This is a genomic window from Streptomyces sp. TLI_185, from assembly GCF_003814765.1.
Classification (GTDB): domain Bacteria; phylum Actinomycetota; class Actinomycetes; order Streptomycetales; family Streptomycetaceae; genus Streptomyces.
Genome location: NZ_RKRB01000001.1, coordinates 4618279 through 4631851, shown reverse-complemented (window position 1 = coordinate 4631851; position 13573 = coordinate 4618279). Strand labels below are relative to the sequence as shown.

Genomic DNA, 13573 nt, shown 5'->3' with positions numbered 1-13573 from the left:
CCACCAGGGAGCCCTCCGGCGGGGTGCGTGCTAGCGTCACGAAACGGGGCAGGCCGCCGCTCACGGGACGCGACCGGGAAACCCCCGGGGATGCAGCCGCGAACCAGCGGACAACGGGACGCGTCCCAGAACAGAAGACGGGACACCACGGGGAGTGCCTTCAGGTGGCCACTGCGGAGCCGACACGCGCCGACGACGCCGATCCGGGACCGGGAACCGGCCCGCGAATACGCGTGCCCGCACCGCGCACGGACGGTATGCCCGGTATGTATGGAAGTGACACCGACCGTCCGCAGGTGAGCGAGCGGGCGAACAGCGACAGCACGTCACGTGCGACGGCCGCCTTCCTCGCCCTGCGCGAGCGTCTGCTGCGCCATCCGGTGCTCTCCCTCACCGCCCTGTCCGGCGTACTCCACATCGTCTGGTTCTTCACCTTCGCGAACAGCGGCGGCGATCTGGCGGCGCAGGACGCATGGGCCGAGTTCGTCGGCCGGCACCCCGACTCGGCGTACAACCTGGCCTGGTACGGCGGTATGCACCCGGTGTCGTACAGCGTGGTGTCGCCGTACCTGATGTCGGTGCTCGGCGTCCGTACGACGATGATGATCGCGGGGACGGTCTCCGCCGGCCTGCTGACGATGATCCTCATCCGCAGCCGGAGCGTGAAGAACCCGCTGTGGGCGTCGCTGGCGGGACTTTTCGCGTTCCTGTGCAACGCGGTCTCGGGCCGGGTGACCTTCGGCCTGGGCACGATGTTCGCGCTGGGCGCGGTCGCCACCGTCTTCTGCTGGCCGTACAAGTGGCGCTACAAGCGATGGGCGAAGGCCCTGTGCACGGCCCCGCTGGCCGCGCTGGCGACGATGTCGTCACCGGTCGCCGGCCTGTTCGTCGGGCTGGTCGCCGTCGCCCTGTTCCTGCAGAAACGCCGTCCCGGCGCCTGGGCCCTGGGGCTCACCCCGGCCGCGGTTGTGGCCGTGTCGGCCTGGCTGTTCCCCTTCTCCGGCACCCAGCCGATGACATTCTGGTCGGTGATCCTGCCGTTCCTGTACGCGGTCCTCGTCCTCGTGCTCGTCCCGAAGGAGTGGACGACGGTCCGGCTGACGTCCGCCGTGTACGGCAGCGCGGTCCTCGCGGTCTGGCTGGTCAGCTCGCAGATCGGCTCCAACATCACCCGGCTGGCGATGCTCTTCGCCGGCGTGGCGCTGGTCGCGGCGCTCCCGTTCACGGTCCCGCGCTCGCGCAAGTGGTACGTCACCGTGCTCGCGTTCCTCGGGTTCACCGGCTGGATCGGCTTCAAGTCGGTGGACGACATCATCCACACGTCGCCCGCCGCGTCCTGGGCCCGCGAACTCGCCCCCCTGGTGAACGAACTCCAGGGCGTCGGCGCCGAGAAGGGCCGCGTCGAGGTCGTCCCCGCCCGCTCCCACCGCGAGGCCTCCGCCCTCGCCCCGTACGTCAACCTGGCCCGCGGCTGGAACCGCCAGGCCGACATGGAGCGCAACCCTCTCTTCTACGACGACACCCTCAACTCGGCGAACTACCACGAGTGGCTGCAGCGCTGGGCCGTCCACTTCGTCGTCCTGCCGAAGGGCGAGCCGGACGGCGACGGCGGGGAGCGCGAGCGGGAACTCGTGCAGCGGGGCATGCCGTATCTGAAGCAGATCTGGGGCGACGCCACCTGGCAGCTGTTCCGCGTCACCGACCCCACCCCGCTCGCCGACCCGCCCGCCACGGTCGACCGCGCGGCCCAGGGCGAGCTGACCATCGAGGTCAAGAAGCCCGGCCGTGTCCTGATCCGCGTCCCCTACTCCCCGTGGCTCGGCCTGGTCGACACCAAGGGCAAGGGCGTCAAACCCCCGCAGGAGACAAACGCCTCCAAGCACCGCGCGGACGGCACGCCCAAGTCGTTCTACAACGTCAACGGCTGTCTGATGCAGACGGCGGAGGACGACAAGGGCGACAAGTGGACCATCCTGCTGGCCCCGAAGGCGGGTACGTACCGGTTGGGCGCGCCGTACCAGTTGCCTCGCGGCACCCCCTGCCCGGACGAGCTGAAATAGCCCGTCCGGCGCCTGAGGACGAGGCCGTGCAGTGTCCTTCAGCCCGTCCGGCGCCTGGGGACGAGGCGGTGCAGTGTCCTTCAGCCCGTCCGGCGCCTGAGGACGAGGCCGTGCAGTGTCCTTCAGCCCGTCCGGCGCCTGGGGACGAGGCGGTTCAGGCCGAAGCGGGGGTCTGGGGGCGCAGCCCCCAGGGACGGGACGGGAAGGGGCGGCGGGGGCGAGGAACCCGGCGCCGCCCCGCAGCCGCTCACCTCACCGGAAACGCCACATCACACACCGCATCCTCCGGCCCCGCCGAAGCCCAGTCCGCGAAGTACACCTCCCGGCACGGCCCCGCCTGCTCAAGCCCCCGCGCCGCGATCCACTGCTCCACCGCCTCGAAGGCGGCACCGATCTGCGGCGCAGCCACCTGCGCCTTGGTGATCCGGGTGTACGCCAGCCGCTGCGCCGCCTCCACCCGCACCTTCGTGTCCCAGCTCCGGCCGTGCCGCTCGGCCCACTCCCGCGCCGCGGCCTCGTCCGCGACCGGCACACAGGTCTCGGCGGGACCGTCGCTCTCCATGGACACCTCGGAGTGGTAGACGACGTAGGGCGCCGCCGCGACACCCCCGCACTCGCCGGCCGCCGGCACCAGCCGGTCCAGCGACGCATCGATCCACGCCGGCAACTCGTCCTGCAGCGTGTGCCGGGACTGGGTGATCACCACCTGCTCGGGCACGTCCACCGTCTCGACCACGAACTTCGCGTACATCTCGGAGCTCCTCCCCGACAGTCGTCCACGGAGGTACTCGACGAGCGTCCGCTGCCCCGCGATGCGCGTCTCGACGTCCGCCCAGTAGGTGGCGATCCGGTCGGCGGCCTCGGCGCCGTCCGCCCCCACCACCTCGGCGATCCGGGCGAGCGGCATGTCGAGCTGCCGTAGCAGTGCCACCAGCCGGGCGCGTTCCACCTGCTCGGCGCGGTAGTAGCGGTAGCCGCTGAGCTCGTCGACGTGCGCGGGTGCGAGCAGGCCGAGGCGGTCGTAGAGCCGTAGTGCCTTGGCCGACAGCCGCGCCCGGGTCGCGAACGCACCGATGGTGAGCAGTTCGTCGTCCACCTGAGCATCCTCCGTCACCGGACGGGTCCTTTCCGCCCGGTGACGGGAACGCTCGTCCTTGCCCCAGGGGCAAGGTCAACGCCCGGCTACGCGAGGGCGCTCTCCACCGCCGCCACGACCTCCGCGGCCTCCGGCTCGGTCTGCGGGGAGAAGCGGGCGACGACCTTGCCGTCCTTGCCGATCAGGAACTTCTCGAAGTTCCAGCGGATGTCACCGCTGTGCCCCTCGGCGTCGGCGAAGCCCGTCAGACGGTCGTAGAGGGGGTGCCGGTTCTCGCCGTTCACCTCGACCTTCTCGGTCAGCGGGAAGGTCACGCCGTAGGTCGCCGAGCAGAACTCGGCGATCTCCTCGGCGCTGCCCGGCTCCTGCCCCAAGAACTGGTTGCAGGGCACGCCGAGGACGGTGAAGCCCTGCTCGGCGTAGCGCTCGTGGAGGCGCTCAAGGCCGGTGTACTGCGGGGTCAGCCCGCACTTGGAGGCCACGTTCACGATGAGGACGGCCTTGCCCTCGTACTGGGAGAGGTCGGCGGATCCGCCCTTGAGGGCGCCGATCTCCACGTCGAGGGGAGCGGCGCCGTTGCTGTCTGCAGTCGTCATAAGCGGATGCTAACTCCGCTACGTGTCGTCCCGGCTCTGGGCCTCCACCAGAACCCCACCGGCCGCCGTCCGTGAGTACAGCACCGACCGGCCCGCCCGCCGCCGCTCCACCAGCCCCGCGTCCAGCAGCACCTTCAGATGCCGGCCGACCGAACCGAGGCCCTGTCCGGTCACGGCCGTGAGCTGGCTCGTGCTCATGGGCGAGGCGAGGAGCACGAGGACTCCGGCGCGGGCGGTTCCGAGGAGCGCGGCCAGGCTCGCGGGGACGGCGGACGGTCGGTCGCCGGCCAGGGCGCCGGTGCACGGGTAGACGAGGGCGTACCGCCGGCGGGTGTCCTCCCAGGAGACCCAGCCGCCCTGGCGCTGCGGGGTCACCGGGACGAAGACGAGTTCGGCGCCGGAGATCTCGCGCGGCGGGTACTCGTGCAGGTTCACCTGCAGCCGGTTGTCGCCGAGCCAGCGCGTCCGCCCGGGGCGCAGCGTGTCCAGCACGGCCGCCCAGCCGCCCTGGCTGACCTGCGCGGTGCGGGCGACGACATCGGCCTCGAGGATGCGCCGGCGCCGGTCCCAGTCCGGCCGTACGGTCTCGTTCCAGACGTAGCAGAAGAGGCCGGCCGCCCGCTCGGGCAGGTCGTCGCGGTCCAGGGCGGCGGGCAGCGGGCCGCCGGCCAGGGAGACGACGAGGTCGGCGCGGGCCCGGTCGGCGGCGGTGGCCCGCACCCGTGCGACCCCCTCCTCGAAGCTCTCCGCGTCGCCGGGGGTGGGCGCGAGGAAGTCGGCGGTCCACACCCGCCCGAGCCCGGCGCGCAGCAGCTGCGCGGTGACGGGATCGGCGGCCAGCTGCTCCCGGTAGCCGGGCAGATGACGGTCCAGCCAGGCCCGCTCGCCCGGGTGCGCGGCCTCGCCCGCGTGCAGCAGCTTCAGGGAGGCGAGGGTTTCGGCCATCGGCGACAGCACGAACCGGCTGCCCGCGAGGGTGTCCGCGTTGATCTGCCACCAGCCCATGGAGCCACCCCCGACCTCCCACGACCTTTCGCGTCGGCGCGAAACAATAACGCGCGGGCTCCGGCCCTCCCGAGACTCCGTGCATGCGCAGCTACCGAGACCTGTTCCGCACCCCGGAGTTCACCCCGTTCTTCCTCGCCTCCGCCGCCCACACCGCGGCCCAGACGATCGGCGCCCTGGCACTCGGCACGCTGGTCTACCGCCTCACCGACTCCCCGCTGCTGTCGGCGGTGAGCATGTTCGGACCGCAACTGGCGCAGGTGCTCGGCGCCACCTTCCTCCTCTCGGGCGCCGACCGGCTGCCGCCGAGGTCGACGCTGGCCGGCATCGGTCTCGCCTTCGCGGCCGGTACGGCCGTCCTCGCCCTGCCCGGGCTGCCGGTCGCGGGCCTCTTCGGCGTCGTCCTCGTCCAGGGCCTGATCGCCTCGCTGGGCGGGGGAGTGCGCTGGGGGCTGCTGAACGAGATCCTCTCCAAGGACGGCTATCTGCTGGGCCGTTCGGTGTTCAACATGCTCTCCGGCCTGATGCAGATCACCGGGTTCGCGACCGGCGGCGCCCTGCTGACGGTCCTGTCCCCGCACGCCTGCCTGCTCATCTCGGCGGCGCTCTACGCCACCGCGGCCCTCGGCACCCGGCTGGGCCTGACCGCCCGCCCGCCGCGCTCCTCGGGCCGGCCGTCCGCCGCGGCGACCTGGCGCACGAACACCCTCCTGTGGTCCTCGCGCCCACGCCGCCTCACCTACCTCGGCCTCTGGCTCCCCAACGGCCTGGTCGTCGGCTGCGAATCCCTCTACGTCTCCTACGACCCGCGGGCGGCCGGCGCGCTGTTCGCCTGCGGGGCGCTGGGCATGTTCGCCGGGGACGTGACCGTCGGCCGCCTCGTACCGGCCTCGCTGCGCCCCCGGTTGGCCACCCCGCTGCTCCTCCTGCTGGCCACGCCGTACCTGCTCTTCGCCCTGCAGCCCGCGCTGCCCTGGTCGGCCGTCCTCGCCGTGATCGCCTCCGCCGGCTTCGGCGCGAGCCTCGTTCAGCAGGAACGCCTGATGGCCCTCACCCCGGACGAACTGAGCGGCCACGCCCTGGGGTTGCACTCGGCCGGAATGCTCACCATGCAGGGCGTGGCCGCGGCCCTGGCGGGTTCGGTGGCCCAACTCACCTCGCCCGCCACGGCGATGACGGTGATGGCGGCCGCGTCGGCTGTCGTGACATCGACGCTGGCGTGGGCGGGACGGCGCACCGAGTCCCCAGCCGGTGGCCGGGCAGCACGGCGTACGGTGGTTTCCCGTCCCTGATGCCTCGGCAACGGGCAGCATTGAAGGGTGCGTTCGTCGAAAGTCCGGGGGAGAGCGCCCATGTCGTACGACCCTGTGAAGTGGCCCGCGCGCGGTCTGCTGGGGGCGGTGTCCCCGCAGGCCCGGCAGGAGTTGCTCGCGCTGGGGGTGGAGACCCGGTTCGAAGCGGGTGACGTGCTGTTGCGGGAGGGCGGGCCCGACCGGCATGTGCTGTTGCTGCTCTCCGGCTTCGCCAAGGTGACCGCCCGGGTGGAGAACGGTGAGGAGTCCCTGCTCGCGGTCCGGGTGGGCGGCGACACCGTCGGAGAGATGGCGGCGCTGGACGGGGCGCCGCGCTCCGCCACGGTGACGGCGTGCGGCCTGGTGACCGCACGGATATGGAAACCCGCCGAGGTGCACTCGCTGTTGGCGCGGCGGCCGGACGTGCACCTGATCCTGACGGGGATCATCGCCCAGCGGCTGCGCTGGGCCAACCGCCGGCGCCTGGACTTCCGCGGATATCCGGCCAAGGTGCGGCTCGCCCGGCTGCTGGTGGAGCTTGCCACGTCCTACGGTCACCCGGTCGAGGGCGGCGTCGTCCTCGGCTGCCGGCTCACCCAGCCGGAGCTCGCCGCGCTCACCGGGGCCGCCGAGACGACGATCCATAAAGGCCTGCGCGAGTTGCGCCAGGAGGGCCTGCTGGAGACCGGATACGGCTCCACGGTGATCCGTGACCTGCCCCGGCTCCGGAAACTGGCGGATCTGGCGCCCGAGGGCCCCGAGGCACCCGAGAGGTGAGAGCACGTGCCGGCGGTGCCGGTGTTCAGGCCAGTACCGGCCGCAACACCACCAGCAGCCCGGCGCTGACGCCCATCACCGCAGTGCACACCACGACGGCGCTCAGGCACCGGTACTTGCGCACGGCCACCTGGGCCAGGAACCGGACCGTCTGCGACAACTCACGGCGTTCCAGGGCAAGGTCGGTGGTGTCCGGTTCCCCGGCGGCCGGCAGGATGTCGGGGCCCGACGCGAGGTGGACGAAGCTGTAACGGTTGGCGCCGGCGGGCCGCAGCACGCGGGGCCGCAGGGTGGCCACCAGGAATCCGGCGCCGCCGAACAGCCCGCACAGGAACAGGGCGAGCAGGGTGCCGGCGAGCACACCAGTGGCACCACCGCGCTCGGCGGCGTGCAGGGCCGGTCCGCTCCAGACGCCGGCCGAGCCGACCAGCGCGGCCTGCGCGGCCGCCAGGATCCCGGCCTTGGTGTCGGCGTGCTGGTGGGTGGTCTGCAGGGCGGTGAACATGTACTGCGCGGGACGGCTGTCCGGCTGGGCGGCAATGGGCGGCATTCGGCTCCTCCTGCGGTCGACGGACGACGCGTCGCTTCCAGGAGACACCGGTCCGGCCGACGCAATCCTGCATTTATCCGGGATCGGACCAAGAACCCCATCCGTCCCAATTCAGGGAATTCGCCTACGACTTGGCCGGATCCCGGTATTTTCTTGCTCCTTTCCGCATCCCGTACTTCGACGGGGTTCACGGCGGCCCGGGCGTGTACCACTGGCCTACCGGCGTCCGCATGTTCGGGGGAGCGGGCGCCGGTGTGTTCCATTCAGGGAGCGGGGAGTTCGACTATGGGAACGTTCGGTCGCAGACTGCTGCTGGCGGTCGATGCGAAGGGTTACGGCGGCGTCGACGTGCTGACGCAGCGCCAGTTGCAGGAGGCCATCCAGCTGCTCCTGGGCGAGTCGGCCGCCGCGGCCGGCCTGGCGCGGGAGCGGTGGGAGACACAGGTGGGCGGGGACTCGGTCTTCGCCGTGCTGCCCGAGGGCGCCTCTGAGCCCGACCTCGTCGACACCTTCATGCGGCACCTGGACGCCGGCCTGCGCGCCTTCAACCACGGCCGGCTGCCCGAGGCCCGGCTGCGGCTGCGGGCGGCCGTGCACTTCGGCACGGCGTCCCCGGCCGCCAACGGCTTCGAGGGCCGCGCCCCGGTCGAGATCGGCCGCATGCTGGACAGCGCGGTCCTGAAGTCGGCCCTGGCGGCCGCCCCCGACGCCTGTCTGGCCCTCGCGGTCTCCTCGACGGTCTTCAACGACGTGATCCGCGAGGCGTACACGACGATCCGGGCGCAAGAGTTCCGCGAGGTGCGGATCGCGGAGAAGGAGTACGCGGGTCGGGCGTGGATCCGGGTGCCCGGGTACGACGTGCATGCGCTCGACCTGAGCGGGGCGGCGGAGGCGCCGTCCGTCGGCGGGACGGCCAGGAGCGGCGCGGATGGTGGTGGGGCGGATGACGGCGCAAGCGGGGGTGGTGAAGCGCCCGACGTGCGCCCCCCGAGTGCGCCAACTGCTCCTGGCGACACGGTAGTTCAGGTGTTCCCCGGAACCGTCCATGCTCCGGGCGCCGTCTTCGGCATCTCCAAGTGACCTCCGAGTGACGGCTGAGAATGGACGAGGAAGAGAGCGCGAAGAGACTCCAGGGCACCCCGGAACCGCCGGACGCCGACGGCGGATCGGAAGCCCCGGACACGCCCCGGGACCCGGGTGACTCACCCGAGGCGGCTCCCCTGCAGGAGCCCCCCGAGGACGACCCGAAGCCCCGCGGCGACCGGCCGGCCGACAACGCCGACACACCCCGGGGAACAGAACAGCCCGACGAGGCCGAACAACCCGCCAGGCCCGACCGGGCGAAACGGGCCGACGAGACGGCCCGGGCACAGAACAACGTCAACCAGTACTTTTACGGCGCCCTCGACGCCCCCGGCGCCATCTTCGGCATCGGCACCGCGGATTCCGCCAATGCCCGGCGCCGCGCCGTCGGCCGCCTGGACGCCGGTGAGGCCGACGCGATCCTGGCGCCGTACGTCGAACCCGACTGCTTCGAGGAAGCCGTACGCGCCCTCCAGCAGGACGGTGTGGTCGTGCTCGTCGGGCCGCCCGGCACGGGCAAACGGTCCGCGGCGGTGGCCCTCGTCGCCAAGGTCGCGGAGGGCACGGAGTACGTGGTGCTCTCGCCCGGCCGCAGCCTGGAGGACCTGGCGGGCGGGCGCCCGGTGTTCGAGAAGGGCGTCGGCTATGTGCTCATCGACCGTATGAACGAAGCCGCCGGCGGGACCGCGGACTTCGACTGGCGGCGGGTGCGCGACACCGTGCGCGAGCAGGGGGCGCATCTCGTGGTCACCACCGTGTACCAGGGCGAGGGCGACGCCCCCGGATCCGTACGCCATATGCCCTGGCAGCCACCGGACCTCACGGCCGTCCTGCGGCTGCGGCTGGTGCGGGCGGGCTGCGGGCAGGACACCGTCGAGCAGGCCGCCTCCCTGATGCCCGCCGGATGCCGGATCGCGGAGGTGGCCGCGGCGGCCGCCAGGATCGCGGACGGTGCGGACCCCGCCGGGGTCTGGCAGGAGTACGGCGCCGCAGCGGCCCAGCCCGTGCGCGACTGGTTCGACGAGCCGCGCTCGCCGCAGGAGTGGACCGAGGTCACGGCACTGGCCTTCGTCACCGGCCTCGGCTACCGCGACTTCGAGACCTGTCAGGAGCGTCTGGAGGAGCATGTGGCGGCCACCTTCCCGGTGCTCGCCAAGGACGAGGAGACGGCCGAGGCCACCCGGCGCGACGCCGACCGCAGGCTGTCGCTGTCCCGCAACAGCCTGGTCGCGGTCGAGGAGCGCAAGGATGGCGCGCTCACCCGGTCCGCCCTGGTCTTCCCGCACTCGCAGTACCGGCGGTGGGTGCTGGAGGAGCTGTGGAGCAAGCGCTCGACGGCGTACTGGGACGGCGTACGGGACTGGCTGACCGAACTCGTGGCCACCCAGCCCGGCCTGGGGCTCCAGTTGTCCGTCGCCTCCGGCCTCGCCCTGCTCACGCGGCCCGCCTTCGACGAGGTCGCGGAGAACTATCTGCACCCCTGGGCGGCCGGCGCGGCGGGCCCGGCCGGCCAGTCCACGGCCACCCTGGTGCTGCACTGCATGTGTCTGGACGAGGGCCTTGCCGCGACCGCACTGTCCGTCGCCCGCGGCTGGGCCCGCTCGCCCGACCCGGAGCTCTCGTCGACGGCGACCGCGGCGTTCAGCGGGGCGCTCGGGGTGTGCTTCCCCACGGACGCGGTCAAGGCGCTGCTGCACCGCACCCTCCGCCGGTTCGACGATCAGGCATTGGAGGCGATGGTCGCCCTCGCCGGTCTCGTCGTCGTCCTCATGGAGTGCGACCAGGACGCGGGTGCCGTGCTGCGTCCGCTCGCCTACCGGCTGAAGGACGAGGGCGGAAAGCTCACCGCACATCAGAAGGACCGCACCCTCGACGCCGCACTGATCGTCGTGGCGCGGCACACGCGCACGGGCCGGATGGTCTGCGCAGCGTTGCCGGCCCGCGACCCCCGGCAGGCCGACCCGATCGGCGAGTTGTGGGCGGGGCTGCTGGCGAACCGGCCGTACCGGCGCCGTGTGCTGCTGTGCCTCCACCTCACCCTGCGCGACCTGTCCGCCGGGACGGACGAGCCGGAGCAGACGGCCGAGCGGCTGGGCCGCTCCCTGGGCGCGGCACTGCCGCCGGACGAACGCCCGCTGCTGGGGCCGTCTCTGCGGCAGGTCGTGGGGCGTTTCGACGAGGCTGCGGCCCCTCTGATCGACATCTTTCTCGACGCTGTACTGAGCACGGAGGACTGACAGGCATGAATGCCAATTACCCGCTCGTGGAGCAGCGGGAATACGGGCGGCCGGAGAAGCGCGGCGGCCTGATGAAGAAGCGCGTGATGCGGGACGAGGGCGAACTGCCCCGGCTCGCCCCGCACCACGTACGGGTCTTCCGGGTCGGCGCGGAGTACGTCGAGGACCACGGGCAGCTGCACGCCGAGGACCCGGTGGTGATCGGTGCCAGCTCCGTCACGGTCGTCGACCGCCGGATCGAGGTGCCGGTCGTCGTGGAGACGAGGATCCCCTCCGCCGAGGCGGGCGACTTCACCGTAAGGGCGACGTTCTACTGCACCGTCACGGACGCGAAGGCGGTCGTGCGTGACGGCATCACGGACGTGGAGGCGCTGCTGCTGAGCCATCTGCGGGAGGTGCCGGGACTCACCGAGGACGGCAGCGACCAGCCGATCATGAACTCCGCCGCCGTACGGGAACGCATCGACGCACGGCTGACCGCGCACCACGAGATGCGCCCGACGGTGCTGTCCGGCCTGCGCGCCCGGCACGGTCTGGTCGAGGTACTCACTCCTGCCGAACTCGCCCAGCACATCGCCCAGTTGGAGAAGGAGCGGTGGGAGCAGCAACAGCAGCAGCGGCGGGAGGAGCGGGAGCAGCAGCTGGCCCTGGACCGGGCCGAGCGGGAGGCCGAGCTGGAACTGAAGCGGGAGCAGATCCGCTTCGTGCGGGAGCAGCGCAGGGAGCGCAACCGGCAGCAGGAGGCGGTGGACAAGGAGCTGGGCCGGCAGGACTACGAGACCCTGCGCGGCGGGTTCGACCGCGAGGCGGGGGCCGAGCAGCAGAAGCACGACCTCACGCAGCGGGCCGAGTTCAACCGGTTCGTCCGCGATCAGGTCCAGGAGGACATGAAGCTGCTCGGCGCCAATCCGCTCGCCGCGGACCTCAGCGCCCGCCACCACGGCGACATCACCTCCGACGAGTACTCCAAGCGCGTACGGGGTTACGACGAGCTGCAGGCCGAACGAGCCCGGCTGGAGCGTGAGTTCCAGGAGAAGCGGGCCGAGCTGGACCGGCAGGAGGAGCGCTGGAAGGTCGAACAGAAGAACCAGCTGGAATCGTCGACCCGCGCGGAAACCCTGCAACGCGAGACGGCCAAGGCCAAGGAGGCGGCCCGTCGCTGGGACGTGGAGCACGCGGAGGAGGTGCGCCAACGCGACGAGGACCGGCAGGACAAGAAGCAGTTGCTGCAGGACCAGCACACCTGGGCCAGGCAGCAGCTGGGCGCCTGGACGGAGCTGACCAAGCAGGCCTTCGACCGCGGCCTGTTCGACGGGCAGCTGAGCGACCCGGGCGCGCAGATCAACCGGGTGGGCGACTTCTCCTTCGAGCGGGGCCCCGCGCAGGACGGCACCGCCCCGAGCGCGGTGACGAACACCCCGCGCGTGAGCATCGTCCAGAAGAGCCAGGACGGCGGCGACGCCCAACTGGGCGACGCCGAACCCGACCTCGGCGGCACGGATTCGGAGGGCAGCCTTGGCCACTGACACACCGCTGCGCCACGCCGACAGCGCCTCCTTCGGCGACGACCCGGGCGCGGCCCGTCCGGTGCCGCGCGCAGGCGGTCCGGCGGTCCGGCTGCGCGGGCTGATCGGCATCGACGAGGGGCTGCTGGCCTGGGTGCCGGAGGAACGCACCCGTTACACCTGGTACGGCGCCCTGGTCGTCAACACGGCCCTGGTGGGCGCCCTCTCGATGACGTTGGCGCTGAGCAGCTTCCGCTCCGACCTGCCCCTCGCCGCCGTGATCGGGGTGGCCGCCGTCTGGTTCTGGGTGGTTCTCGCGATGGACAGCTGGCTGGTGTCCAGCACCCACGGCACGGCGGTCAAGAAGTGGTCGCTTCTCCTCCGCTTCATTCTCTCCGTGCTTCTGGGCCTGTTCATCGCCGAGCCGATCCTCTTTCAGATCTTCGACAAGGAGATACGCCAGGAGATAGCCGTCGGCAACGAGCAGCAGACTGCCGACTACCGCGGCATGCTCGTCTCCTGCAACCCCACCGACGGCGCGTCCACCGCGGACCGCCCCGAATGCCTGAGCTACCAGCTGAAGGTGGCGGGCTCCCCGGCCGAGCTGGCCGAGCAGATCAAGAGCAACACCGCCCGCACCAAGGCCCTGCAGACCCAGGTCGACGCGATCAACAAGACACTCGACGACAAGATGTCCGCCGAGCAGCGCCTGTGCGGCAAGGCCAACTGGATCTGGCGGAACGGGGTGCGGGACGTCACCATCACCTGCGACAGGGCCCGGAAGGACTCCAGCGAGTACCGCAGGACCAGCAAGGTCGACACATACGAGAAGGAGCTCTCGGCGCTGGTCGCCAAGGGCCGCACCCTGGCCGCGAAGAAGGACACCGCCGCCGACGCCTACCAGCCGCTGCTGCAGCGGGCCATCGACGCCAAGACGCGGGCACGGGCCGCCGACCTGGACACCGACGGCATCCTCACCCGGGCCCACGGGCTCAGGAAGGTCGCGGAGTCCGACGGCTTCGCGCTCTTCATCACCCTCGTGCTGCATCTGCTGCTGATCTGTCTGGACGCCATGCCCGTGCTGGCCAAGCTGATGAGCGGCGCCACGATGTACGACCGCATGCTCGGCGCCCGCTTCACGGCGAGCAGCCGGACGTACACCGAGGAGCTCCAGGTGCAGCAGGAGTGCGCACGGATGGAGCACGAGGTGCAGCGCCACGGCGTGGCACAGGACACGGCCGACCGTATGCGGCGTGTGGAACACCACTTCCAACGGGCCCAGGCGGAGCGAGCCGCGGAGGAACGGGCCGAGCTGGAGGAACGGATGGGCCGGATCCTTCGGGCGAGGAAGGCCTGAGCGGGACGGCCGACG

Annotated in this window: 11 protein-coding genes; 7 read left to right on the top strand and 4 right to left on the bottom strand. The window is 71.8% G+C overall.

Annotated elements, in window-relative coordinates:
* The first annotated feature begins 164 nt into the window (after positions 1 to 164).
* A complete protein-coding gene (locus tag EDD92_RS21195; RefSeq protein ID WP_123965779.1) occupies positions 165 to 2060 on the top strand; it encodes an MFS transporter in 1896 nt (631 codons plus the stop codon).
* 247 nt (positions 2061 to 2307) lie between these two features.
* Here EDD92_RS21195 and EDD92_RS21190 read toward each other — a convergent pair whose 3' ends face one another.
* The 3 genes from EDD92_RS21190 to EDD92_RS21180 all read right to left on the bottom strand — a co-directional run bounded on the left by EDD92_RS21190 (position 2308) and on the right by EDD92_RS21180 (position 4757).
* Positions 2308 to 3174: a MerR family transcriptional regulator gene (locus EDD92_RS21190; RefSeq protein WP_123965778.1), complete on the bottom strand. Its 867-nt coding sequence runs from the start codon at positions 3172 to 3174 to the stop codon at positions 2308 to 2310.
* A gap of 68 nt (positions 3175 to 3242) precedes the next feature.
* Positions 3243 to 3752: a glutathione peroxidase gene (locus tag EDD92_RS21185; RefSeq protein WP_030940842.1), complete on the bottom strand. Its 510-nt coding sequence runs from the start codon at positions 3750 to 3752 to the stop codon at positions 3243 to 3245.
* 18 nt (positions 3753 to 3770) lie between these two features.
* Entirely contained in the window at positions 3771 to 4757 is a 987-nt protein-coding gene (locus EDD92_RS21180) for a helix-turn-helix transcriptional regulator (RefSeq protein ID WP_123965777.1), read from the bottom strand.
* Positions 4758 to 4840: 83 nt separating this feature from the next.
* Between EDD92_RS21180 and EDD92_RS21175 the strand changes: the two genes are divergently transcribed.
* Positions 4841 to 6049, top strand: a complete 1209-nt coding sequence (locus EDD92_RS21175; protein ID WP_123965776.1) for an MFS transporter — start codon at positions 4841 to 4843, stop codon at positions 6047 to 6049.
* 60 nt (positions 6050 to 6109) lie between these two features.
* Positions 6110 to 6826 carry a Crp/Fnr family transcriptional regulator gene (locus EDD92_RS21170; protein WP_123965775.1) on the top strand — a complete coding sequence of 239 codons (717 nt, stop codon included), beginning with the start codon at positions 6110 to 6112 and terminating at the stop codon, positions 6824 to 6826.
* Positions 6827 to 6851: 25 nt separating this feature from the next.
* Here EDD92_RS21170 and EDD92_RS21165 read toward each other — a convergent pair whose 3' ends face one another.
* Positions 6852 to 7376 (bottom strand): Pycsar system effector family protein, encoded by a 525-nt coding sequence (locus EDD92_RS21165; RefSeq protein ID WP_123965774.1) that lies wholly within the window; start codon positions 7374 to 7376, stop codon positions 6852 to 6854.
* Between the two features lie 285 nt (positions 7377 to 7661).
* Between EDD92_RS21165 and EDD92_RS21160 the strand changes: the two genes are divergently transcribed.
* The 4 genes from EDD92_RS21160 to EDD92_RS21145 are packed head-to-tail and all read left to right on the top strand — an operon-like array spanning position 7662 to position 13558.
* Positions 7662 to 8456, top strand: coding sequence for a hypothetical protein (locus EDD92_RS21160; protein ID WP_123965773.1), 795 nt, complete (start codon positions 7662 to 7664; stop codon positions 8454 to 8456).
* 20 nt (positions 8457 to 8476) lie between these two features.
* Complete coding sequence (locus EDD92_RS49910; RefSeq protein ID WP_185124083.1) at positions 8477 to 10696, top strand: hypothetical protein; 2220 nt, start codon at positions 8477 to 8479, stop codon at positions 10694 to 10696.
* 5 nt (positions 10697 to 10701) lie between these two features.
* Complete coding sequence (locus EDD92_RS21150) at positions 10702 to 12222, top strand: hypothetical protein (RefSeq protein WP_123965772.1); 1521 nt, start codon at positions 10702 to 10704, stop codon at positions 12220 to 12222.
* A complete protein-coding gene (locus EDD92_RS21145) occupies positions 12212 to 13558 on the top strand; it encodes a DUF4407 domain-containing protein (RefSeq protein WP_123965771.1) in 1347 nt (448 codons plus the stop codon). The genes EDD92_RS21150 and EDD92_RS21145 overlap by 11 nt, the downstream gene beginning before the upstream one ends.
* Positions 13559 to 13573: the final 15 nt, after the last annotated feature.

Bases quoted from the DNA above. Each gene is read 5' to 3' on its own strand.
- EDD92_RS21185 (WP_030940842.1), bottom strand. From the start codon at position 3,752: ATGACGACTGCAGACAGCAACGGCGCCGCTCCCCTCGACGTGGAGATC.
- EDD92_RS21180 (WP_123965777.1), bottom strand. From the start codon at position 4,757: ATGGGCTGGTGGCAGATCAACGCGGACACCCTCGCGGGCAGCCGGTTC.
- EDD92_RS21175 (WP_123965776.1), top strand. From the start codon at position 4,841: ATGCGCAGCTACCGAGACCTGTTCCGCACCCCGGAGTTCACCCCGTTC.
- EDD92_RS21170 (WP_123965775.1), top strand. From the start codon at position 6,110: ATGTCGTACGACCCTGTGAAGTGGCCCGCGCGCGGTCTGCTGGGGGCG.
- EDD92_RS21165 (WP_123965774.1), bottom strand. From the start codon at position 7,376: ATGCCGCCCATTGCCGCCCAGCCGGACAGCCGTCCCGCGCAGTACATG.
- EDD92_RS21160 (WP_123965773.1), top strand. From the start codon at position 7,662: ATGGGAACGTTCGGTCGCAGACTGCTGCTGGCGGTCGATGCGAAGGGT.
- EDD92_RS49910 (WP_185124083.1), top strand. From the start codon at position 8,477: ATGGACGAGGAAGAGAGCGCGAAGAGACTCCAGGGCACCCCGGAACCG.
- EDD92_RS21150 (WP_123965772.1), top strand. From the start codon at position 10,702: ATGAATGCCAATTACCCGCTCGTGGAGCAGCGGGAATACGGGCGGCCG.